The 22,681-nt window shown below is 36.7% G+C and carries 20 protein-coding genes and 1 tRNA gene; 13 read left to right on the forward strand and 8 right to left on the reverse strand.

Features of this window, described 5'->3' with window-relative positions; translation table 11 throughout:
• Positions 1 to 146 precede the first annotated feature (146 nt).
• From FY048_RS15110 to queA, 3 genes are all read right to left on the reverse strand, one after another.
• Positions 147 to 716, reverse strand: a complete 570-nt coding sequence (locus tag FY048_RS15110) for a LemA family protein (protein ID WP_045435594.1) — start codon at positions 714 to 716, stop codon at positions 147 to 149.
• Positions 717 to 800: 84 nt separating this feature from the next.
• Complete coding sequence (locus tag FY048_RS15115) at positions 801 to 1,829, reverse strand: hypothetical protein (RefSeq protein ID WP_446091673.1); 1,029 nt, start codon at positions 1,827 to 1,829, stop codon at positions 801 to 803.
• A gap of 233 nt (positions 1,830 to 2,062) precedes the next feature.
• Positions 2,063 to 3,100, reverse strand: coding sequence for a tRNA preQ1(34) S-adenosylmethionine ribosyltransferase-isomerase QueA (gene queA / locus FY048_RS15120; RefSeq protein WP_446091674.1), 1,038 nt, complete (start codon positions 3,098 to 3,100; stop codon positions 2,063 to 2,065).
• A 182-nt stretch (positions 3,101 to 3,282) separates the two neighbouring features.
• Here queA and FY048_RS15125 point away from each other — a divergent pair.
• From FY048_RS15125 to FY048_RS15170, 10 genes are all read left to right on the forward strand, one after another.
• Positions 3,283 to 3,369 (forward strand) — tRNA-Leu (locus FY048_RS15125).
• 147 nt (positions 3,370 to 3,516) lie between these two features.
• Positions 3,517 to 4,575, forward strand: a complete 1,059-nt coding sequence (locus FY048_RS15130; protein ID WP_320159246.1) for a hypothetical protein — start codon at positions 3,517 to 3,519, stop codon at positions 4,573 to 4,575.
• A gap of 476 nt (positions 4,576 to 5,051) precedes the next feature.
• Positions 5,052 to 6,323 carry a sensor histidine kinase gene (locus FY048_RS15135; protein ID WP_446091675.1) on the forward strand — a complete coding sequence of 424 codons (1,272 nt, stop codon included), beginning with the start codon at positions 5,052 to 5,054 and terminating at the stop codon, positions 6,321 to 6,323.
• A gap of 67 nt (positions 6,324 to 6,390) precedes the next feature.
• Positions 6,391 to 9,141 (forward strand): bifunctional [glutamate--ammonia ligase]-adenylyl-L-tyrosine phosphorylase/[glutamate--ammonia-ligase] adenylyltransferase, encoded by a 2,751-nt coding sequence (gene glnE / locus FY048_RS15140; RefSeq protein ID WP_446091676.1) that lies wholly within the window; start codon positions 6,391 to 6,393, stop codon positions 9,139 to 9,141.
• A 24-nt stretch (positions 9,142 to 9,165) separates the two neighbouring features.
• Positions 9,166 to 10,092 (forward strand): branched-chain amino acid transaminase, encoded by a 927-nt coding sequence (locus tag FY048_RS15145; protein ID WP_016137222.1) that lies wholly within the window; start codon positions 9,166 to 9,168, stop codon positions 10,090 to 10,092.
• Between the two features lie 66 nt (positions 10,093 to 10,158).
• On the forward strand, positions 10,159 to 11,049 hold the full coding sequence (locus tag FY048_RS15150; protein ID WP_446091677.1) for a mitochondrial fission ELM1 family protein: 891 nt from the start codon (positions 10,159 to 10,161) through the stop codon (positions 11,047 to 11,049).
• Between the two features lie 22 nt (positions 11,050 to 11,071).
• Positions 11,072 to 12,100, forward strand: a complete 1,029-nt coding sequence (locus FY048_RS15155; protein WP_446091678.1) for a glycosyltransferase family protein — start codon at positions 11,072 to 11,074, stop codon at positions 12,098 to 12,100.
• Positions 12,097 to 12,852: a polysaccharide deacetylase family protein gene (locus tag FY048_RS15160; RefSeq protein WP_446091679.1), complete on the forward strand. Its 756-nt coding sequence runs from the start codon at positions 12,097 to 12,099 to the stop codon at positions 12,850 to 12,852. Before FY048_RS15155 ends, FY048_RS15160 begins: the two co-directional genes overlap by 4 nt.
• A complete protein-coding gene (locus tag FY048_RS15165) occupies positions 12,849 to 13,613 on the forward strand; it encodes a glycosyltransferase family 2 protein (protein ID WP_446091680.1) in 765 nt (254 codons plus the stop codon). The genes FY048_RS15160 and FY048_RS15165 overlap by 4 nt, the downstream gene beginning before the upstream one ends.
• Positions 13,614 to 13,624: 11 nt before the next feature.
• Positions 13,625 to 14,659 (forward strand): glycosyltransferase, encoded by a 1,035-nt coding sequence (locus FY048_RS15170; RefSeq protein ID WP_446091681.1) that lies wholly within the window; start codon positions 13,625 to 13,627, stop codon positions 14,657 to 14,659.
• Here FY048_RS15170 and FY048_RS15175 read toward each other — a convergent pair.
• The gene (locus FY048_RS15175) at positions 14,656 to 15,543 is read right to left on the reverse strand and encodes a glucosamine inositolphosphorylceramide transferase family protein (protein ID WP_446091682.1); all 888 of its coding nucleotides are present in this window, start codon (positions 15,541 to 15,543) and stop codon (positions 14,656 to 14,658) included. The two genes, FY048_RS15170 and FY048_RS15175, sit on opposite strands and share 4 nt — an antisense overlap.
• 83 nt (positions 15,544 to 15,626) lie before the next feature.
• Between FY048_RS15175 and FY048_RS15180 the strand changes: the two genes are divergently transcribed.
• Both FY048_RS15180 and FY048_RS15185 read left to right on the forward strand, forming a co-directional pair.
• A complete protein-coding gene (locus FY048_RS15180) occupies positions 15,627 to 16,385 on the forward strand; it encodes a glycosyltransferase family 25 protein (RefSeq protein WP_016137215.1) in 759 nt (252 codons plus the stop codon).
• Positions 16,386 to 16,423: 38 nt separating this feature from the next.
• Positions 16,424 to 17,368 (forward strand): glycosyltransferase family 2 protein, encoded by a 945-nt coding sequence (locus FY048_RS15185; protein ID WP_446091683.1) that lies wholly within the window; start codon positions 16,424 to 16,426, stop codon positions 17,366 to 17,368.
• A 6-nt stretch (positions 17,369 to 17,374) separates the two neighbouring features.
• Here the strand turns inward: FY048_RS15185 and FY048_RS15190 are convergent, their stop codons facing one another.
• Positions 17,375 to 18,298 carry a glycosyltransferase family 32 protein gene (locus tag FY048_RS15190; RefSeq protein WP_446091684.1) on the reverse strand — a complete coding sequence of 308 codons (924 nt, stop codon included), beginning with the start codon at positions 18,296 to 18,298 and terminating at the stop codon, positions 17,375 to 17,377.
• Between the two features lie 33 nt (positions 18,299 to 18,331).
• Positions 18,332 to 18,547 carry a hypothetical protein gene (locus FY048_RS15195; RefSeq protein ID WP_016137212.1) on the reverse strand — a complete coding sequence of 72 codons (216 nt, stop codon included), beginning with the start codon at positions 18,545 to 18,547 and terminating at the stop codon, positions 18,332 to 18,334.
• A gap of 203 nt (positions 18,548 to 18,750) precedes the next feature.
• Between FY048_RS15195 and FY048_RS15200 the strand changes: the two genes are divergently transcribed.
• Complete coding sequence (locus tag FY048_RS15200; protein WP_446091685.1) at positions 18,751 to 19,779, forward strand: stealth conserved region 3 domain-containing protein; 1,029 nt, start codon at positions 18,751 to 18,753, stop codon at positions 19,777 to 19,779.
• A gap of 65 nt (positions 19,780 to 19,844) precedes the next feature.
• On the opposite strand, the gene aspS is transcribed toward FY048_RS15200, so the two are convergent.
• On the reverse strand, positions 19,845 to 21,629 hold the full coding sequence (aspS, locus tag FY048_RS15205; protein WP_252611879.1) for an aspartate--tRNA ligase: 1,785 nt from the start codon (positions 21,627 to 21,629) through the stop codon (positions 19,845 to 19,847).
• A 169-nt stretch (positions 21,630 to 21,798) separates the two neighbouring features.
• Positions 21,799 to 22,563, reverse strand: a complete 765-nt coding sequence (locus FY048_RS15210; protein WP_446091686.1) for a DUF4184 family protein — start codon at positions 22,561 to 22,563, stop codon at positions 21,799 to 21,801.
• Between the last annotated feature and the right edge of the window lie 118 nt (positions 22,564 to 22,681).

Below are 22,681 nucleotides of genomic sequence, written 5' to 3' on the forward strand. Positions count from 1 at the left end.
TCCTGAACACGAGCAGAGGCGAAGAAACAGTTCGCTGCTAAAAAGAGAGCTATTTTCCTTGATTCTGCGATGTAGTTCTACTACTAAATGTAGCTGGCTATAAAATAGATAAAATTTCCGACAGGTTAGGGGCTGTTTTTTTCCTATTAAAAATTAGGTTTATAGTCAAAATTTTCATTAACAAGATTATCCTTGAATGGGCGAATCGCTTTCTTGGATAAAGTTAATGTATTGATGAGATTGTTAGGGAATACTTCAATCTGGTTGTTGAATAGCTCGACATTACGGTTAAAGATACTAATCGCAGCACCTACATTTTCGTTTTGTTCCTGAATATCATCCATCATTTTGCTATAGAGTGAATCGGCTTTAAGCTCAGGATAATTTTCAACCACAACATTTAAGCTGCGAATCAGTTCTTTGCTCATTTTCTCGATTTGTTGCAGCTGAGAAATATCAGTGTTATTCACATTTAAATTAAGAATTTGCTGACGTAATTCAGTGACTTTTTCTAATGTTGATTTTTCAAAATGAGTATATTGATTAAGTGTTGTCTCAAGTGCTTCTAAAGTCTTTACCTTTTGACGTTCGAAATTGGCAACCTCAGACCAAGCACGTTTGGTCGCATTAAAATAACGTACGATGGTATTACGGATGTGAATGCCCCAGACAATCAGTACAACAAAAATCCCCAGGAAAATAAATAAACCAGTCATGGTCAGTTCCTTATTGTTATTCCCTCAGTACACTTTTGGATGTCTCATTTTTTAATGGGTCACCAGTTAAGTAATACGAGAGATTTATTTAATTAAGTTCAACATTACTTGCTGAAATTTTTCATATTGCGGCATGGTCATGGTACGCAAGTGCCCACGCAATACTGAAACATCATGAATTTCACTTTGCTTACTGGTGGTCTGAAAAAGATTTTGCTCACCCAGATAACACAAAATTTGTTCTTCGTGATGATAAATTAAATCACCTGTAAAGTGCTGAAAAAAGTCATGTAATTTTAAAGTTAGACTTGGGCTGACTTCTTTGGCTAACTGATGTTGATTAACCCCAAAAATATTAAGTTCTTGGTTAATCAAAATATCACTACTTTGCCATTTACTGCTGTAGGGAGTAAAAAAACGAGAACGCTGATTGCTGACAGCAATACCTAGGGCAGGCATTTCAAATATAAAAGCGCCCCATAGGTCTTTATGAATTTCTTTTATAATTTTTTTATCGCTACTTTGATCTTGAATAATCGGTATTTCATTAACGTAATGATATTGAAACAGCAAGACTTGATGATCTGTTACGCCATCGTTCCATGTGACCGAAGCATATTGGGTAATTTCATTAGATTCAGTCCCTCGGTTAAACAGTGGGAAATACTGTTTTAATTTGCTCAGAACTAAAACTGGCTGAGCATGAATGGGAAGATAGGTTGGCAACTGCTGAAATTGTAAACCATAACGCAATATCACCATGCGCTGTTCCAGATAATGAATGACTTGCGTTAAAGGTTCTTGAGATTGATAGAGTAAATACGCTAAAAACCCCGTTAAAAAGGCGCCTAAAAAGCTCCAAAGATATTGAATATGCGGATGAAGAAAATAGCCAAAGGCTAATATTGTGATGCTGCAAATTGTGAGTAAGTAGGGGAGCACATTAAAAAAGCGAAGGTTGTGATCTTCACGCCACGGATGTAAAGCATCTAAAAGATCTTGGGCTGAATGAGATTTTTGTCCAGCATCCCAAAGTCGAGCAATATTGCGAAAAACCTGTGTATTTTTTTTACGCCTTATATGAAGAGCTTCTTGTACGGTATCGATTGGCATGGAAGTAATGAGTTCATTATCATAAAGAGCTATTTCTAGATTATCTTTTAAATTGAAAGAGATAAATACTAAATGCTTTTAAATTAAGAAATTGTCTTCAAAAAATTGATGCTTGAGTTTTATTTATAAATTTCTGCAACACACAGGGTTAACTTCATGATTTTTTATTGTAAATATCTGGGCTGGGTTAAACCTTTTAATTCACCAGTGTGGTTTAACCCAACCTTAATTTTTTAAACTTCTAATTTATCAATCAACATCGCATCGCCATAACTAAAGAAACGATAGCGGCTTTTAACTGCATGTTCATAGGCAGCTAAAATGTTGTCGCGATTTGAAAGAGCTGACACCAACATCAGCAGAGTAGACTCTGGTAAATGGAAGTTGGTAATTAAACGATCTACGATGCAGAACTGATAGCCTGGATAGATAAAAATTTGCGTGTCGCCAGTCCAAGCCGCAATTTTACCGCCATGAGCTTGAGCTGCACTTTCTAAAGCACGTGTTGCAGTTGTGCCGATGGCAATCACTTTATTTCCGCGTGCTTTAGTCGCCAAAATTAGGTCAATTGTTTCTTGAGGAACATCACACCATTCACTGTGCATGATATGGTTGGTAATGTCATCAGTACGAACTGGCATAAATGTGCCTGCACCAACATGTAAAGTCACAAAAGTTTTTTGAACATTTTTTTGTTCTAACTTTTCTAAAAGTGCTTCATCAAAATGCAAGCTTGCAGTGGGTGCGGCAACACTGGCAATTTTTTCTGGGTTATGGAAAACCGTTTGATAACGTTCGGTGTCAATTTCTTCTGCTTCACGGTTAAAGTAAGGCGGAATAGGTAACTGACCATATTGCTCAAGGACAGGCAAGATTGGCTGTGAAAACTCAACTACAAATAAATTTTCGTGACGACCACGTACAATCACAGGAATGTTATCTGCACCGACATAAAGCTCAGCACCTGCTTTAGGTGAATTGCTCGATTTAATATGACAATACGCTGTGGTGTGGTTCAGCATGCGCTCAACCAAAATCTCAATAGCACCGCCTGTAGAACGTTTCCCTTTAAGTCGAGCTTTCATGACTTTGGTGTCATTGAGCACTAGCAGATCCCCGTCTTCGAACAGATCGATAATGTCGGTGAACATGTGATCGTGATATTGACCCTTTGAGTCTAAGTGCAACAACCGTGAAGCACTACGTGATTCAAGAGGGTAACGGGCAATAAGTTCATCAGGTAATTCAAAGGAAAAGTCAGACAGTTGCATATTTGAGAAAAAACACCGCAAAAATTGCGCCTAGTATAAACTTTTTCGCTTTTTTATGGCTGTGCTTCTGGCTTAAATCATGAAAAATGTTTAAGTGGTCTAAAAGTGAACGATAATATTCACTTAGGGTTTGACAAGTTTTACAAACGCGCTAATATACGCAACACAAACATACTTCCTCTCCCGAGGTGGTGAAATTGGTAGACGCGGCGGACTCAAAATCCGCTGTCAGAGATGACGTGTCGGTTCGAGTCCGACCCTCGGGACCATATTCAGAATCGTAAGATTCTACGAGAACCCCTAAGCTAACGGCTTAGGGGTTTTTTGTTGGTCTAATTTTTATTGTGGAAAGTTTGGAGAAGCTTAGATACTATTACGCGTCAAGACTTTATAAAATAGTTTTATTTGGGGATAATGTGACAGTTCCTGTAAAAAATTTAGAAGAAATTAAAAAAAATGCTATTGATGGTTTAAAAGACAATCAAGTAATAATTCAGTCCATTTTTGAACAATTAACTGATTATTTTAAAGTATTTAAAAGGACTCTTACTGATCAGGAAATAAAAAATTTCAAGGATTTAAATAATTATTTTCAATCAGATATTAAACTTTTAATTGAAAGGTTAAGTGTTCTAAAAGATATTGATTTGCCTTCTTTAAATTTTATTGTTAGAAAATCTAAAAAAATAGAAGAGGTTGTTTTAGAGTTACAAAATCTTATTAAAGATAATAAATTTGATGAAAAATTCTGGACATTATCTATTGATATCATTGATTCAAATATCACGGATATGAAAGCTTATATAAATAAAGTTGATTTAGTTCAACAATTTCAAATGTATAGAGATGACGCAGAAAAAATAATAAATGAACTAAAGTCGAATCGTAATGAACTAGCCCATAAAATTGAACAAGTCGATATAATAAATGATGATTTGAAAAATAAAAAAGTACATGAAATATTTGCCGATGATTCTGAGAAGTTTAAAGCGCTCGCAAAGAGATATGAAGTTTCTTTTTACATAGCACTAGCATTTTTATTTTTATATTTCTTTGGTTGGTATGTTGAAATTAATACAACTTTTTTTAAATTTAAGCTTGCAGAACAATTTTATGAAAATCACTCAACTATTTTTTATATTCAAAAAGTATCTTTATTAATTTTATCTACTACATTAGCCGCTTTCCTTTTAAAACGTTCTTTTATGAACCGTCGTTTGGCAGATGAAGCTTATCGTACAGCTAAAGAGTTAGACGCATTACCACGTTATATGGAAGGGATGCCAGACGAAATGAAAGAAAAGATTCGCTTTGACCTAGCTTATAAATATTTTGGCAATGGTATACATCATGAAAGTTATACGGGTGGTGAAAATTTGATGCACGAGAATATTAAAGCTAATACCGATTTTATTAAAGCTGTAAAAGATTTAAAAACGCCTGATAGTGGAAAAGCTGATTCAGAAGGTAAATAGTTTAAAAAGGGGATATTTCATGAAAAGTTGGGAACGTTGTTACGTGGAGTTTTTAGTTCGTATTGTTGAGCCTTTGGGGAGAACTCCTTGAGCACTCATGCTCAACAAGAATATCATTTCCGCATTCTTCACATTCGGTAAGCGAAGGAAGGCTAAACTCTTTTGCTTAAACTTCAACCTGTTTAAATTGTAATGGTCAAAAATTTAAAGCTAAATTCTATCTTTTTTATATAATTCTGAACTCGCATTTCTAACATCTTACAACTCTTTACCTTCAAACATTTGTTGTATTTTCCTCAACCATACCCACTTTATGTATCTGAAAACCTTTAATTGAAACTTCACATTTCTATTTTGAAAAGAAAGTTGCTCTTTTAATGTACTGTGTTAAAGTTTGTAGTAGATCATAATGATTATAAGTACATTTCTTTTAAGAGCGGTTCCGACCAAAAACGACAAAATCTGTGAGGCGGGCAATGACATTCCAACATTTAGAACTAAACCAGATTGAGCAGTTAAGTGCTTGTAGAGTATCGCTTTTGCTTGGATTAAATGCCGAGCAGAACTATATCGAGCAATTTTTCCGGTTTAGTCTTCGTCTTTTGAAGTGTAAAAAAGCCTTATTGACTTTTAATCAAGAACCTTACTTTTGGCATCGTTGCCCAGATGGTATGACCGCCATTTCGTTTAAACCTTCAAAACATTTAAAACAGTGCTTTGCTAAACAACAGGTGATTAATCACTTACATCCTTCCTATCAAAATTTAACCAACTATTTAAAAGAATTAAATATTGAGTGCAGTAGGGCGTTGGCCGTACATCTTCTACATCCCGATAAAACCTCTATGGGCTTCGCCGTTTTTTTTGATGATGATGCAGCAACATTTGAAGATGAAGACATTCAGTTATTGCTTGATTACTGTTCTACTTTTATGCAACAGGTCGAGTTGAAGTTTAACTATGAAGAGTTAAACGAACTCTACGAGCAACAGGTTGCGATTAATTCAAGTAAAACAAAATTCTTTTCAATCATTTCACATGATCTCCGAGCACCATTTCATGGTCTGCTAGGTTTTTCAGAAGTACTCGCCAAAGAGCGTGAAACTTTAGATGAATCAAGCATTCAAAACATTGCAGACTATTTATATGACACTTCGCAATCGACCTATAACTTGCTCGAAAGCTTACTGACATGGGCGATGGCTGAGGGTGGGCGTTTTGTTTATCACCCGATTAACTTTAACCTTAGACAAGTCAGTAATATCGTTTTTGATGTTTTATATACCTTAGCTTTAAAGAAAAATATTGAATTGGTGAATGCTGTACCAGAAGATTTAAAAATCTATGCTGATATCAATATGATGACGTCGGTAATTCAAAACTTGGTGTCAAATGCGCTGAAATTTACAGATGTTGATGGTTCGGGCAAAGTCTTTATTGAAGCCAAACAAACTGGCGAAAATATTGAAATAACAGTGCGAGACACAGGTCTCGGTATGACCAAGCAACAAATGGCGAATTTGTTCCATCCACGTATTACGGCCAGCTTTAAAGGTACAGCAGGTGAAAAAGGTGCGGGTTTAGGTTTGAGCTTATGTAAACGTTTTGTCGAGATTAATCAGGGGAAAATTAATGTCAGTTCCAAAGAGGGTGTTGGAACCACATTTAAAGTTTTATTACCTTCGGCTCAAGACAGTCATGATCCTCATATCGAATATCAATCATCATCGGAAGCAAAATTAGTCTAATCCCTTTTCCTACCACTACTCGAACTGCTATAACTAAAAAGAGAGTACGAGGAAAAGAGCTTTTTATATGAATGCGGAGCAGTTACAAAAAACATTGCGTGCTAGTCAGTACGCAGAACAAGTTTTAGGCCTGCATCAGGCTGTTTTAGATCAAGATTACCAAATAGATCAATTTACTGCACCGCTCTCAACTGATCAAATTTACCAATTTGTACAAACCACATTAGATGGAATTGGTGACGAAACATCTTGGATGCGCGCACTTCGCATTTTACGTAGTCGTTTAATGTTTCGCTGGATCTGGCAAGATGCCAATCAACTAACCGATGTTGTCACACTTACTCGTGAACTTTCTGATTTTGCCGATGCCAGCATTTGTGCGGCAAAGGCTTTTGCACGTGTAGCACTCGTAGCGAAACACGGTGAACCTGTGGGTTACTCTGGCAAAGTTCAAGATTTGATTGTAGTTGCCATGGGTAAGCTCGGTGCACAAGAGCTTAATCTCTCGAGTGATATTGATCTAATTTTTGCCTTTGATGAACAAGGCGAAACCAATGGTCGTAAATGCATTGATGTACAGCAGTTCTGTATTTTATGGGGACAAAAACTCATTTATTTGCTTGAGCACATTACCGCAGATGGTTTTGTGTTTCGAGTAGACATGCGCTTGCGTCCTTGGGGGGATGGCTCGGCATTGGCGATTAGTCATGCAGCTTTGGAAAAATATTTAAGTCAGCATGGGCGTGAATGGGAACGCTATGCATGGATTAAGGCACGTGTTGTAACTGGAGATAAAGAAGGGCAAGACTTGTTAGAAATGACACGTCCTTTTGTTTTCCGTCGTTATGTTGATTACACCGCCTTTGCTGCTATGCGCGATATGAAAGCGATGATTGAGCGTGAAGTTCTGCGCCGTCATATCGAGGATGATATTAAACTCGGTGCGGGTGGTATTCGCGAAATTGAATTTATTGTTCAGGTGTTCCAACTTATTTATGGCGGGTCTAAACGTGAGTTACAAGACCGCCAATGTTTAGTCAGCCTTGAGCACATTGGCGAAGCGGGTTTGTTAGAAAAACAAGCCGTTTTAGAATTAGAAGATGCCTATCTGTTTTTACGCCGCGTTGAACATGCAATTCAAGCCCTCAACGATCAGCAAACTCAGCTATTGCCAGAAGAAATTGACCTAAGACAACGCATTATAGATACCTTGGGCTTTGCGAGCTGGAATGAATTTATTGATGTTCTTAACGAGAAACGCCAGAAAGTTAAAGTTCAATTTAAGCAGCTCATTGAAGATACAAGTTCAAATGCTGCAACTGAAAACTTTGGACAGTTAGAGCAGCAGTTAGATGAAGTGTTGGACGACAATGCAAAAAATCTGATTCATGAATTCTGGCACGGTCACGCACTCAAAAAATTACCTTCAAATGCTGTCCAGCGTTTAAAAACATTCTGGCCTCATCTAATTGAAGTGATCTTACAGTCTGAACAACCTCAAACTGCACTTTTACGTTTAATGCCGCTGATTGAATCGGTTATGCGCCGAACCGTGTACTTAGTCATGCTGATTGAAAGTAAAGGGGCATTGCAACGCTTAGTTAAAATGGCGACCGTAAGTCCATGGATTTGTGAAGAGCTAACACAATATCCAGTACTGCTGGATGAGTTCTTGTCGATGGACTTTGAGTTGCCAAAACGCAAAGACTTAGAAGACTCTTTACGTCAGCAGTTACTTCGCATTGAAATTGATCAGGTTGAAGATCAAATGCGGGCACTTCGATTGTTTAAAAAGAGCAATGTACTCACTGTTGCAGCAAGTGATGTGTTAGCGGAAAGCCCGCTAATGAAAGTATCTGATGCATTAACCGATATTGCTGAAGTCAGTGTAAATGCAACTCTCCATCTAGCTTATCAGACTGTGGCAAAGCGTCATGGTTATCCATGTGATGTCGAGGGAAAACGTTGCTCACTTGACTACAAAGCCTTTGCCGTTATTGGTTATGGCAAAGTGGGTGGTATTGAGCTTGGCTATGGCTCTGACTTAGACCTTGTCTTTATTCATTATCTAGATGAGCAAGCCGATACGGATGGAACGAAGTCTATTACTGGCTTTGAGTTTGCTATGCGCGTCGCTCAAAAGTTTATGTCACTCATGACCACTCAAACCCTTGATGGCCGTGTCTATGAAATTGATACACGTTTAAGACCTTCAGGTGAGGCCGGTTTATTGGTGACGAGTCTTAAGGCCTATGAACACTATCAGTTGAAAAGTGCATGGCTTTGGGAGCATCAGGCACTCGTTAGAGCACGCTCTATTGCAGGCGATGAGGTGCTTTGCCAGAAATTTGAAATATTTCGCCGCGAGATATTGACTCAATCTAGAGATGAGGCTTATGTTCGTGAGGAAGTTTTGAAAATGCGTCAGAAAATGAAAGACCATCTGGGTTCATCTTCTGAACAAAAAAAACATGGTATTTTTCATTTAAAACAGGATGCAGGTGGTATCGTAGATATCGAATTTATGGCACAGTATGCTGTACTTGCATGGAGCGGGACGAACCCCGATCTCGCCCATTATTCTGATAATGTAAGAATTTTAGAAGATGCTGCTAAAGCAGACTGCTTATCCAGTGAAGATGCCACAGCATTAATTCGAGCCTATCTTAGTGAACGTGCCGAAAGCCACCGCTTAGCCCTTGCGAATCAATCCATGCAAGTCAGCGCAGCGGACTGGCGTAGTACCCGTGCGGTCGTTTGCAATTTATGGCAAAGATTAATAGACCCAACCGCCTCGGTTGAGTTGGATAGTGAATGATTTTATAACAATTTGGAGTGTTCCATGAATTTGGCTGATCGTGATGGTTTTATTTGGCAAGATGGGCAATTAATTGATTGGCGTGATGCAAAGATTCACGTTTTAACACATACTTTACACTACAGTATGGGCGTATTTGAGGGTGTTCGTGCTTATGAAACTCCTAAAGGTACTGCCATTTTCCGTCTTCAAGACCACACAAAACGTTTGTTAAATTCAGCAAAAATTTATCAAATGAAAGTACCGTATGACCAAGCAGCGCTTGAACAAGCACAAATTGATGTTGTACGTGAAAATAAACTAGCTTCTTGCTATTTACGTCCCCTCATCTGGATCGGTTCAGAAAAACTTGGTATTGCAGCAACAAATAACACGATTCATGCCGCAGTTGCAGCATGGGCGTGGGGCGCATACCTTGGTGATGAAGCAATGGCGAATGGTATTCGCGTTAAAACTTCATCATTTACTCACCATCATCCAAACGTGACGATGTGTAAAGCAAAAGCATCTGGTAACTACACATTGTCAATTCTTGCTCACCAAGAAGTTGCACATTCTGGTTACGATGAAGCAATGTTAATGGACCCACAAGGTTATGTATGCCAAGGTTCTGGTGAAAACGTATTCTTAATTAAAGATGGCGTTTTACATACTCCAGATATCGCTGGTGGTGCGCTTGATGGTATTACACGTCAAACAGTAATGACGATTGCTAGAGACCTTGGTTATCCAGTGGTTGAGCGTCGTATTACACGTGACGAATTCTACATTGCAGACGAAGCATTCTTCACTGGTACTGCTGCGGAAGTAACGCCAATTCGTGAATATGATGACCGTCAAATCGGTGCAGGTGGTCGTGGTCCAATTACTACTGAAATTCAAAAGACTTACTTTGATGCAGTTCAAGGCAAAAATCCGAAATATGAACACTGGTTAACTTACGTAAAATAAGTTAATCCGTTAACATAAAAAGGCGAACTTTGGTTTCGCCTTTTTATTTTGGCTTAGGGAGCTTTTATGCATATTGTCTATGTCTCTGATAGTAAGGCAGGACATCGCTCACAAGCATTAGGCTTGTTTCAGGCGATGCAAAGACAAAAGGCAGAAACAACTTTTGAAGAGATCCTTATTTCTGATTTACCTATTATTTCTTTAATTCAAACACTTTTCTCTTCAACAAATTCCTTATTTAAACAAGCACCCGATTTTATATTTGGAGTGGGAAGCCACACACATTTTCGTGTTTGGTTACTCGGCAAAATTTTTAGAAAGGCCAAAACTATTATTTTGATGAAGCCTAACTTACCTTTGGTATGCTTTGATTACGCTGTTATTCCTGAGCATGACGGTATTCACGCCGACAGCAATGTGATTGTGACACGCGGTGCATTAAATCCAATTCGTAATGAAAACCGCCATAAAAAAGACCGAATTTTAATCGCTTTAGGCGGCTCATCTAAGCGACATCAATGGAATCCAAATAAAGTATTAAGTAGTGTTCAAAAAATTGTTGAGAATAATCCAGACGCTGAAATTATTCTGACGACTTCACGCCGAACGCCACCAGAATTTATCGATATTTTAAGACAGCAAAGCTTTGCTGGGCATTTACAAATATTTTCTGTTGAGCAAACACCGCAGGGCTGGATTTTTGAAGAAATGCAAAAAGCAGAAGCTGTTTGGGTAACAGAAGATAGCGTGTCTATGATTTTTGAGGCGCTTACCGCGGGTTGTCGAGTCGGGGTAATGGCAATGGATCGTCTGAAAGATGACCGGATTACCCACTCAGTTGATCAAATGTTAGAATCAAAATTAATTTCACAGCAGACTTGTGTTGTACAGTTACCACAACCTTATGCTTTTAAAGAAGCAGACCGTGTGGCAACATATCTTTTAGCGAAAAATTAAATTTTTTATTTTGAGTAAATAAATGAAAATATTGCATATTGCGAATTTTGGCTTTAATAAACAAGGCGCCCATTTTTACTGCACAGACCGTAAAATTTCTGCCGGATTAATTGAAAATGGCCATTTCGTTTATGACTTTAGTTTTCGTGACATGGCTCGAATGGGAACCATTTTTAAAACAAAAAAACTGGGTGCCAGTTGGGCCAATAAAGAAGTACTAAAAGTCGTTAATAATATTGAACCTGATCTGGTACTCATCGGACATAGTGATTTAATGAGTCCGGATGTTTTAAAACAGATTAAAGAATCTTATCCAAATACTAAAATTGCATTTTGGTATGTTGACCCGCTTTATCTCGAAAGCAAACTCGATTTCGTAAAAGCATTTTCACCTTATCTGGACGCTATTTTCTGCACAACAGGTGGAGAATACCTACAAAAATTAAAGCAGCCTCATTTAAGTGTGGCCTATTTACCAAATGTTGGTCACCGTAATGTAGAAACACTACAGCAATTTTCAAACGCTAATACGGATAAGACCTTTATTTTTTGTGGCGTGGTTTATAAAGAACCTGAGCGTGAGAAGTTCTTAAAAGACTTGGCAGATGCGCTGCAACAAGGCCATGTGAACTATCAATATTATGGCTGTTTTGAGCAACCAGGTGTTTACGGTAAAGCTTATTATAAGGTTTTGTCTGAAACAAAAATGGGACTCAATTATTCACGCCGTAATGATGTAACCTTGTATAGTTCTGACCGTATTGTACAACTGACTGGCAATGGTTTATTGACCTTTAGCCCAAGAATTCCTGGCTTTGAAAAACTCTACACTGAGCAGGAAGTGGTTTACTTTGATGATCAGTTCGACTTGGCCAAAAAGATACAATTCTTTGATCAGAATCCAGAGCAAGCTGAAAAAATAGCGAAAGAGGGATGGGAGAAAACACGTAAATCTTTCAATGCTAAACGCATCACCCAATTTATGGTTGAAGTGACATTTAAGCAGCCTCTTTCAGAAAATTATGAATGGTCACATGAGGTTTATGCATGATGTGGTTTTTGTACGTTGCGGTAGGCCTACTAGCACTTGCTGCACTGTTATATGTGCTGGGTAATTATACTTTCTGGCTTCCGTTTCGTTCGAGCAAACTACCACGTATTGTCATGCTGCATCAGGTGACCCCTAAAGATGCGGCCTCTGGCATGAATATGCCTCCTGAAAAGTTTGAACAACTCTTACAGTTGTTGACGCGTAAAAAAGCTACTTTTTGCTTTGTCTCTGAGCTTGAGCAATATCGTGGTCAAAAGAACGTTGTTGCTTTAAGTTTTGATGATGGATTTATGGATAATTATCTATATGCTTATCCATTACTTAAAAAATATAATGCAAAGGCAACCATTTATTTGGCTACGCAAATTGAAGGAATTGAAAAGCTAACTCATGAGCAAATCCATGAAATGGCAAGTTCTGGCTTCATAGAGTTTGGTGCGCATACACAACATCATGTGAATTTACTTAAGCTTGACGATCAAACTGCTTATGATGAGATGCTTCAGTCTAAGCGTGATGTTGAAGCTTTGGTTGGAAAATGCCCTAGCTTTGCTTATCCGTTTGGTCGATTTAACGAAAAGCACCAGAAAATGGCTCAAGAGATTGGCTTTAAAAATGCCGTATCAACTCGTAAAAAAATCGAAGCGTACGAAGCAGTTAATCAATTTAATATTCCACGTGTCAGCACGCATGGTGCCATGAATGCTTTACAGATGCGTATCGCCCTTGCTAAAGGACGTTATAAGTTATGAATAAAATTCCATGTAGTGTCTATATTGTCACTTTAAATTGTGGTGCTTGGTTAGAGCGAACATTACAAAGTGTCAGTGAGTTTGATGAAGTCATTATTTTAGACTCTGGCAGTACTGATAATACTTATGAAATTGCTCAGCGCTTTGAAAATACGCAAATCTCTCATCAAGACTGGCAAGGTTATGCTGGGCAAAAAAGTTTGGCTCTAGCAAAATGCCGTAATGATTGGGTACTCAATCTAGATGGTGATGAAGTCTTATCTAACGAGTTAAAACAAGAGATCGTTGAAACGATTCAACAGAATAAGCTTGATGCATTAATCACACCCATTAATGATGTGTTCTTAGGTGTTCCCAACAGCAAACATACTAAAAAGCATGCAAAGGTGCGTTTTTTTCGCAAGTCTAAAGGGCATTACGATCTTGCCAATAAAGTCCATGAAAATGTGATTGTGGATGGTGAATCTCAGCGCGCTCAACATGATATTTATCATTATGGTGAGTCGAGCATTTTCGTGAAAGTCGAAAAAAATAACCAATATTCCAATTTAAAAGCATTGGAGAAATTCCAAAAAGGAAAGTCTCCAAGCGTTGCAAAATTGGTTTTTGTAATGCCAGTGACTTTTATGAAGTCTTATTTTATTCGCCGTAGTTTCTTAAATGGTTGGCGCGGTTTCGTAAATAGTATGATTAACGCGTTTTATGCATTTCTAAAAGAAGCCAAACTATTTGAACAAACTATGAATAAAGATAAAAAATAAGTAGGCAAGCTATGAAAATTGTTCAGGTATTGGCAACGAGTGGTGGAATTGGTGGTTTAGAGCAGCACACTTTTAATCTTGTTAATGAGCTCGCTTTAAATCATGAAGTACATGTGATTGCACATCCTTGCTATCTAGACAAGTTTAGCCAACAAGTACATTTTCATGCTGTTGATTTTGCACGTAGCCGCTGGAATATTTTTTTACTTTGGCAACTTAAAAATCTGATCCAACAAATTCAACCTGCTATTGTTCATGCACAAGCGGGAAAGGCGGCTGAGCTGATTGCCCGAATTAAGCCATTTTTAGTTGGTCCAAAATTTGTAACGACGGTACATGGTACCAAAAAGAATAAATCTGCCTATTTAGCCGGCGATGCGGTTATTGCGGTGAGCCAAGCACTCACACAAGGGGTTCCCGAGTCTAAAGCACATGTGGTTTACAATGGGGTTTATCCTCAACCTGCTCTTACAACTGAAAATAAAGAAAAATTACTTCAATCGATTCAAAAAGATTTTGCTGAGCTAGACCCTAGCAAAAAAGTTGTCATGTGTATTGGACGTCTAGAACCAGTAAAAAATATCAGTTTATTGATTGAATCGCTGCAACATATCGATGCCAATTTATGGATTGTAGGCGATGGTTCACTTAGAGCAAGTTTAGAGAAACAAGTCAGTGAATTAAACATGCAACATCGGGTCGCTTTTCTTGGGTTTAGAACTGATGCACGTGATCTGGTCCAGTTGGCAGATGTTGTAGTTTTATCTTCTGACCGCGAAGGTTTTCCACTCGTCATGGTAGAGGCTTTACAGGCCGATAAAGCTATGGCTTCAACTAAAGTGAATGGTGTGATCGAGTGGCTGCCAGAACAATATCTAGCAGAAATTGGAGATGCAGAAGGCTTAGCAAGCGCAATTCAAGCTGCACTTAAGCCGGATGCACAAAATGACTTTAGCCCTCTGTATGAAAAAGCCAAAGCTGAACTAACTGTGCCAGCCATGGCCGAGCAGACGCTTAATATTTATAAGCAGCTGTTGAAAACTTAATTATTTTTTGGCGTAAGGCGGATGGCATCAAGTACCACGAAGTTATCTTCGACATTAATGGTATGGCAACCGTCATCTGCCTGATTCCAGTCTGGTAAAACCACTTCTAGTAATTTTTCTTCATAGGCTGTTGGGCTAAGCTGAGTAATCGCTTTTAATTCGATATTGCCGCCATAACGTTTTAAAGAATCTTGGCTTGGTCGAACCAGTTGTCCTTTATAAATAAAAGGTTTGCCTGCCATACGGAATTGCTGACTACCTCGGCACACTGGATTCATTGGGTGTTCTTGCCATTGAGGATTCAAAATATCTTCGGTAAAAAATAGATCTAAACGGTCACCAAACTTCTTACAATCACGACGCGTTGAAGTAAAAAGATACCATAAGCCTTCATGATAAAAAGGTGTACTGTCGACTGCTTCGATATTCTCGATCAGATTAGAATGCTTTTCCCATTTCAGTGGAAACTCAGTACATTTCCAAAGCTCAATGGTTTTATTAGCAGAAGTCTCAGGAATCATGTACCAAGTGTTTTCTACTTTGAATATACAAGGATAAGAAAGGTGATAGTCGAGTTTTAAAATAGTCTCAGGTGGGGTGTAGGTGCCATCCTTAAAGACTTCCAAGACAGAAAGAAAGCCTACTGGATGTTCGTCATCAACTTCTTCAAAAAAAATGAAATGCCGGTCATTTTCATAAGCATAAAAGCTATCTGCAAATGTAAACTTTTTAGGGGAATGGATCTCAAAAAGAGAATGTAATTGCTCAAGTGTTGTAAAGGGTTGTTCTAGCCAGCCGAAACGCATATACCAATGAGAGTCAAAAGATTTTGCTTTTTTTGCTTGTTGGTATTTGTACCATTTTTTTTGAATTGAACGAATCATGACAATACAAGAAAATAAAAAAGATATATTAACTCTATTTTACATTAGATATGATACTCGCTGTTCAAAAGGGGAAGAGCTTAATGCAGATTTATATTGTAACTATCGAAGATGAAAAATCACCTCGTTTAAGAAAATTCCTCGACCAAAATTTTTTCAAGACTAGCGAAGTTGATTACAAAAAAGTAGGCGTTAAGGGAGTAGATTTACCCGTAAAACAATATTTTGAAATGGCCGTTAAAGGTCGTTCTCAGCCTTTAACACCTAGTGAGCTAGGATGTACCTTATCTCATTTAAAAGCTCTAGAACTTTTTCTTGAGTCGAAAGATAAATACGCATTAATTTTTGAAGATGATGCAATCTTGCCCGATGATTTAATGATTGATACGTTGAAGCAGGAATTAGAAAAAGTAGCTTTACCATCGAATTTACTATTCAGTTTAGGCGGCATTCAAATGAAGGAGTGTTTAAAAACAAGAGGTGAATTCAAAGACTATAATTTTTTGAATAAAAAAGTATTAGAAGTGGTTCCAGATTTTTTTCATCGTGCTTGTTATGCGTTTGCGTACGTTGTTGATAGAAAAATGGCAGAAACATTACTTAAATATCATCATAAAATAAGAAAAGCAGATGATTGGAGCTATTTGTTTGATTTTGATTCAACTGTTCATATCTTAATGTCATTTATTGTCGATCATCCAGTAATTGAAATTGGAGAAAAAGATCCAATATTAAGTCGGTTAGAAAGTGAAAGAGCAAAAACTGAAGATTTAGAAAAAAGTAAATATGGTCATGGTTTAAGAAAAAATTTGGCGAAATTATCATATAAGCGATACTTTTAAAATTTTAAATTATATTTTTAAGCTTAGAGATATTCTATATGAAAACTTTAGTTAGTATTATTGTGCCAGCTTATAATGCCTCAAATACTATTCTTGATACTATTAAATCAATAGATGAACAAACTTATACAAATTTTGAGTGTATAATTGTAGATGATGGATCAAACGATAGTGCTGAGCTATGTGAAAATATAGCTGATTATCTAACTAAAGATAAATATAAATATTTAAAAAAAGAAAATGGAGGAGTATCCAGTGCTAGAAACTGGGGAGCAAATAATGCCTCTGGTGATTATTTAATGTTTATTGACTCTGATGACAAGATTGAATCTAGCTATATTGAAAAATGCTTAAATATATTGCAAATGCGTCCTGACTTAGCATTTGTATGTACAAATGTTCAAGAGTTTGAACGCTCAAATAATAAGATTAACCATAAAATAGTGAGTTTAAAAGAGTTCATTTTTCATAATGCTGTTTTTCCTTGTATTGCTCTAATGAGGACTGCTGACTTTAAAAGAGTAGGAGGTTATGATGAAAAACTTAAAGTATGTGAAGATTGGAATTTATATATATCTTTATTAAAAAATAACGAAAAATATTTTGTTATTCCAGAGTATTTATATTTTTATAGAAAAAGATCAGATCTGTCTAGTTTGACTGATCAAATTGATTGTCAAAAAATTTCAAAAGAAATTGCTTTGAATAGAATATATGATAATCATACAGACTTATATAGTGATCGACTGGGCTCAATCTGGGATATGGTTGAAACGAATAATAACACCATAAAAACTTCTAAACGATATAGTAGAAGTGTTAGTCTGATTTTTACTGTATCCCTCATAAGTTTCTTAATTGCATTTTGGAGTGATTCCTCTCAATATATTAAAATAACATTAATTTTTAATATATTTGTTTTTGCACTATTCCTTTTTTTTAATAATAAATTTAAAAAAGAAATAACGAGTCAGAGATATTAATAAGCTTTAAAAATCAAGAAGTGAGTTTTTCTTAACTTTATTTGATTTAATATATGGCTCTAATAGATTTCTATCTGAGCCAATTAGCTTTATAAGATATGGCATATTTAATGGTCTATAATTTAATACTAATGACTCAATAAAATGGATGTGAGATTTTTTATTGAAACTATGATAAATAAAAGCATTCTGATCACAGTTAATTAATGTAATACTCATTTCTGTTCGTCTAAGAACTTTTTGACAAGCTACATAAATGACAAGATATTCAAGCCGTCCGATATTTTGAAAATATTCATCATAATTTGGACAAGATTTTTTTATTTCATAAATGTAGTTTTTAATTCCTAACCTAACTGCATAAATTAGCTCATCTAACCACTCTTTAAAGAAATTATTATTTCTTTCTGAGGCTAAAAGCCAACTTTCAATTACTGGATACTGTTTTACTGTTGTATTAGCATTACTATAATATCCAAAAGCTTTGGTTTTATTGTTATTACATAGATCAATAATCCAATCTAAATTATTATAGAGGATTACACTTGCATCAACCCAAATACCACCATGTTTATATAATAAATATAAGCGTAGTAGATCAGATTTTAATTGAGGAGTGAGACCTTCAAATTGAGAAAAGTCAATTTCACAAAAATCATTTATATTATTGTTGTCTAAAATATGAACAGTATATTCGCGATTCAAACTTTTAATACATTCTAAACAGCGATCTACAAGTTCAGGTTTTTTAGAGTCCCAATATATCCATATGATTTTTGGAATATTAATTTTACCTTCAGATTGAGGATGAAGGGTGATTAGATTTGCTAGGTTGTTAGGTTCAATATTTTTGAAACGTTTATCTGTATAAAACCTAAGATGAAATCTTAAAAGGAAAAAAAGTTTTCTTGTAGATTTTCGTAAACCCATAACAACCTCAACTGATAAAATAAAAATTTCTTTTTATTTATCCGCATTTCCTTTTAAAACCATATAAATCAGCGCAACAAAAATAAGCAATGCTCCTGCTAAGCTACTTACGCAGAAATAGAGAATACGTTGACTTGTAGTGATGTTAAATAATTCATTTGCAAGGATATAGCGCATGAAAAACCATTGCGCAAGAGAGAATACAATTACGATTAAAGCATGTCGACGTACATCAGGGCGCATTGCCATAATGAATCACCAAGGGAGAAAAAGTGGTGATATTATGCCATTTGCCCACTCTCATCTCAATAGAGCCTTAATTGAGTCAATTGTGTAGAAAAATTAAAATTATGAATAAATTGTGAATTTTTATTAACATTAATAAACATTGAATTCCATTTTTTATCTGAAATTTTCTAGTAAATTTCTGTACTTATTTGGATATATGTTTAATGCAGCCTGTTGATTTTGTAATGATTTGGGTGGACTCAACCGATACGAAATGGCAGCAACAATACTTATATTATAAATCCAAAGAAACTAAAACAAAGGCGGTTGAACTTGTTGATCAATGCTGCTATCGCGACTGGAATAATCTCCATTACTGGTTTCGATCTGTTGAGAAATTTTGTCCGTGGGTTCGAAAAATCCATCTGGTGACTTGTGGTCATTTCCCTGAATTTTTAGTCAAAAATCATCCTAAGTTAAATTTGGTCACACATGATCAAATTATGGAATCAAACTGTTTACCGACATTTAACTCACATGCTATTGAAATCAATATTCATAAAATTGAGGGATTAGCAGAGCATTTTGTTTATTTTAATGATGATACTTTTATCAATAGACCTTTAGAGCCTGAGTTCTTTTTTAGAAATGGTTTACCTTGTGATGGTGTGCGTTTACAACCACTTATGGTCGTAGGGGAAGAGAACTTTCTAGGCGCAGTTGCCCTAACGGATGTTGCGATTATTAATAAGCATTTTGATAAGCGAAAATTGCTTCATAAAAATCCCTATGCACTTTTTAACTATCGCTATTCTATGAGCAGTAATTTGGGTAATTTTTTAAGTTTATATAATCGAAAATTTTCAAGTTTTTATAGTACTCATTTGCCTCAACCTTTTTTGAAATCTGTATTTGAAGAAGTTTGGAAAACTGAAGAAGCTTATTTAAAAGAAGTATCAAGTCATCGATTTAGACAGCCTTTAGACGTTAATCAGTATCTTTTTCGGTTGTGGCAGTTGTGCTCATCTCGTTTTTATCCTGTTAATATATTTGAGCGTGGACAAAACTTTAACTTGAGGCTACAAAATCTTCCCGAAATTAATCAGGTTATTAAGAGTGAACAACTTCCACAAATTTGTCTAAATGATGATGAACACGTGGTCGATTTTGAAAAGCTTAAAACAGAAATCATTCAAATTTTTGATCAGAAATTTAAAACGCTTTCTAGTTTTGAAAAAGAAATATCTCATTAAAATTTGAATATTAATGAATAAAAAACCCTGCATAAGCAGGGTTTTTTAATTTAAAAATCTAAAAATTATTTAGATTCTTCAGCTTTTGGCTTTTCACGTAAGCGGATGCCCAAGTCACGAAGCTGATTTGCTTCAACAGGAGCAGGTGCTTGAGTAAGTGGACATTCAGCAGTCTTAGTTTTAGGGAATGCAATAACGTCACGAATAGAAGTCGCGCCAGTCATTAACATCACTAAACGGTCAAGACCAAATGCCAAACCACCGTGAGGAGGAGCACCGTAACGAAGCGCATTTAATAAGAAGCTGAATTTCTCTTCTGCTTCTTCATCAGAAATACCAAGCGCTTCAAAAATCGCTTTTTGCATTTCTAATGTATAAATACGTAGAGAACCACCACCAACTTCAGTACCGTTCAATACCATGTCGTAAGCAACAGAAAGTGCTTCGCCTGGATTGCTCTTCACTTCTTCTACGCTTGATTTTGGTAGAGTGAATGGATGGTGAACAGAAGTCCATTTGCCATCGTCAGTTTCTTCAAACATTGGGAAATCAACAACCCAAAGTGGAGCCCACTCACAAGTTGAAAGATTCAAATCATGGCCAATCTTCACACGAAGCGCGCCCATTGCATCATTTACAACTTTAGCTTTATCAGCACCAAAGAATACGATATCGCCATCTTGCGCACCAACACGTGCCAACAGTTCAAGTACGATCGGTTCAATGAATTTCACGATTGGAGATTGAAGACCTTCAATTCCTTTAGCGAGTTCATTAACTTTGATGTAAGCCAAACCTTTTGCACCATAGATGCCAACGAATTTGGTGTATTCATCGATTGCACTACGTGGCAATGCTGCTGCACCCGGAACACGTAAGGCAACAATACGGCCTTTAGGATCTTTTGCAGGACCAGCAAATACTTTGAACTCTACTTCTTGCATTAAGTCTGCAACGTCAACGAGTTTCAACGGAATACGCATATCAGGTTTATCTGATGCATAGTCACGCATTGCATCTGCGTAAGTCATACGTTGGAATTTATCGAATTTAACGCCAAGAAGTTCATCGAACATCTTCACAGTTAGGACTTCCATTAAGTCCATAATGTCATCGTCACTCATGAACGATGTTTCAACGTCGATTTGAGTAAATTCTGGTTGACGGTCAGCACGTAAATCTTCGTCACGGAAACATTTCGCGATTTGGTAGTAACGATCAATACCACCCACCATCAACAATTGTTTGAATAATTGTGGTGATTGTGGAAGTGCATAGAAACTACCATTTTGTACACGACTTGGTACTAAGTAGTCACGCGCACCTTCAGGAGTTGCACGTGTCAAAATAGGTGTTTCAACGTCTAAGAAACCATTATCTTCGAAATAGTTACGAATAAGATTGGTCAATTTAGAACGGAAGCGTAAACGATCCAACATTTCAGGACGACGAATATCTAAGAAACGATATTTCAAACGAATTTCTTCAGAAATATTGGTATTTTCATCATTTAACGGGAATGGAGGTGTTTCTGAAGCGGCAAGAACTTCGATGTCTTTACCTAAAACTTCAATTTGACCACTCACCATGTTGGCATTTTCAGTACCTTCATAACGGCGACGAACACGACCTGTAATTTTTAATACATATTCAGAACGTGCTTTATCTGCAGTTGCAAATGCTTCTGGAGTATCTGGGTCAATAACCACTTGAACGAGACCATCACGGTCACGCATATCAAGGAAAATAACACCGCCATGGTCACGGCGACGATGTACCCAACCGCATAGTGTAACGGTTTGGTCGATTTGGGCTTCAGTTAAAGAGCCACAGTAATGAGTTCGCATCATGATGAAAAATATCCAAACTATATTGGCTGAAAAGACGGATGCGTAAACCGCGCACCGTCAAAAAATAAGTTTTCGATTATGCCTTGTTGCATGGTTTGTCACAAGAACTAGATCAAAAAACCGCGGAAATTAAGCTGAAAATGAGCAATTTGGCAGCAACTTTTCTGATTCATCCCATTCTTTGTTGCCGATCTAAAAACAAGAATAATAAGCATCCTAAGCTAAAGGTACTTAACCAACCTTGCATAAACTCATTGATAGAACGCCCTGTAAAATAATAGGTATCGGCATGCCAAACTTCATGAGGTATGTAGCGGGCATAATCCCAAAGTGAAAATAAGCCTAAGACTGTAGATAGAATAAATAGAGACCATGCAAAAAATTTAATTTTTTTACTTACTTTCCAGTGTTGTTTGTAGCACTGGTAATAGTGAATACACATCCAACCGAGAAAAGGTATAGCAAGAGCAGACGAGCCAAGTTGTAAAAGACGATGCAAAGGGTAGGGATGACCAAAAAAATGAATAGTTGTAGCTAATACATCTTTAAATACAAACGTTCGATAGTCTGAATGTGTTAAACCATCCCAAATCAGATGAGTTGCTATCCCGACAATGAGTGCAAATATAACTCCAATAAAAAATATAAAAATACCTTTTAAAGAGCTTAGGCCAAGATCATGTTGTATACCGAAAAAACGATACACCACTGGACGATAAAGAAAATACCAAACTGCACAAAAGACGAGGCCTAATGCAAGGTTGGGATAAATTAGACCTTTCCATTGGTGCGTCAGCATGCTGGACTGAACTGTAAATAAGCGGTAAAGATCGGGTGTCATACTCCCAATAGCTAACGCAGCAATCGGTAAAGTGTTTTGGCTAAGCTTGGAGAGAGGAGGAGCTATAACGGCATGAGAGATGGTAAAAGGCATTAGAAATCAAAAATTACTCACATCATTTAGTTGACCAGTCTAACGAATCGCCTAATTAAAAATGTTTTTTATTGCAAAATAAATGAAATGTTATAGTATAACAAAAATAAAACATATC

The sequence above is a fragment of the Acinetobacter sp. 1124_18A genome (genome assembly GCF_052824995.1).

Excerpts from the sequence above, each read along its gene's own strand:
- FY048_RS15110 (WP_045435594.1), bottom strand. The coding sequence starts at position 716 with ATGACTGGTTTATTTATTTTCCTGGGGATTTTTGTTGTACTGATTGTC.
- FY048_RS15115 (WP_446091673.1), bottom strand. The coding sequence starts at position 1,829 with ATGCCAATCGATACCGTACAAGAAGCTCTTCATATAAGGCGTAAAAAA.
- queA (WP_446091674.1), bottom strand. The coding sequence starts at position 3,100 with ATGCAACTGTCTGACTTTTCCTTTGAATTACCTGATGAACTTATTGCC.
- FY048_RS15135 (WP_446091675.1), top strand. The coding sequence starts at position 5,052 with ATGACATTCCAACATTTAGAACTAAACCAGATTGAGCAGTTAAGTGCT.
- glnE (WP_446091676.1), top strand. The coding sequence starts at position 6,391 with ATGAATGCGGAGCAGTTACAAAAAACATTGCGTGCTAGTCAGTACGCA.
- FY048_RS15145 (WP_016137222.1), top strand. The coding sequence starts at position 9,166 with ATGAATTTGGCTGATCGTGATGGTTTTATTTGGCAAGATGGGCAATTA.
- FY048_RS15150 (WP_446091677.1), top strand. The coding sequence starts at position 10,159 with ATGCATATTGTCTATGTCTCTGATAGTAAGGCAGGACATCGCTCACAA.
- FY048_RS15155 (WP_446091678.1), top strand. The coding sequence starts at position 11,072 with ATGAAAATATTGCATATTGCGAATTTTGGCTTTAATAAACAAGGCGCC.
- FY048_RS15160 (WP_446091679.1), top strand. The coding sequence starts at position 12,097 with ATGATGTGGTTTTTGTACGTTGCGGTAGGCCTACTAGCACTTGCTGCA.
- FY048_RS15165 (WP_446091680.1), top strand. The coding sequence starts at position 12,849 with ATGAATAAAATTCCATGTAGTGTCTATATTGTCACTTTAAATTGTGGT.
- FY048_RS15170 (WP_446091681.1), top strand. The coding sequence starts at position 13,625 with ATGAAAATTGTTCAGGTATTGGCAACGAGTGGTGGAATTGGTGGTTTA.
- FY048_RS15175 (WP_446091682.1), bottom strand. The coding sequence starts at position 15,543 with ATGATTCGTTCAATTCAAAAAAAATGGTACAAATACCAACAAGCAAAA.
- FY048_RS15180 (WP_016137215.1), top strand. The coding sequence starts at position 15,627 with ATGCAGATTTATATTGTAACTATCGAAGATGAAAAATCACCTCGTTTA.
- FY048_RS15185 (WP_446091683.1), top strand. The coding sequence starts at position 16,424 with ATGAAAACTTTAGTTAGTATTATTGTGCCAGCTTATAATGCCTCAAAT.
- FY048_RS15190 (WP_446091684.1), bottom strand. The coding sequence starts at position 18,298 with ATGGGTTTACGAAAATCTACAAGAAAACTTTTTTTCCTTTTAAGATTT.
- FY048_RS15195 (WP_016137212.1), bottom strand. The coding sequence starts at position 18,547 with ATGGCAATGCGCCCTGATGTACGTCGACATGCTTTAATCGTAATTGTA.
- FY048_RS15200 (WP_446091685.1), top strand. The coding sequence starts at position 18,751 with ATGCAGCCTGTTGATTTTGTAATGATTTGGGTGGACTCAACCGATACG.
- aspS (WP_252611879.1), bottom strand. The coding sequence starts at position 21,629 with ATGATGCGAACTCATTACTGTGGCTCTTTAACTGAAGCCCAAATCGAC.
- FY048_RS15210 (WP_446091686.1), bottom strand. The coding sequence starts at position 22,563 with ATGCCTTTTACCATCTCTCATGCCGTTATAGCTCCTCCTCTCTCCAAG.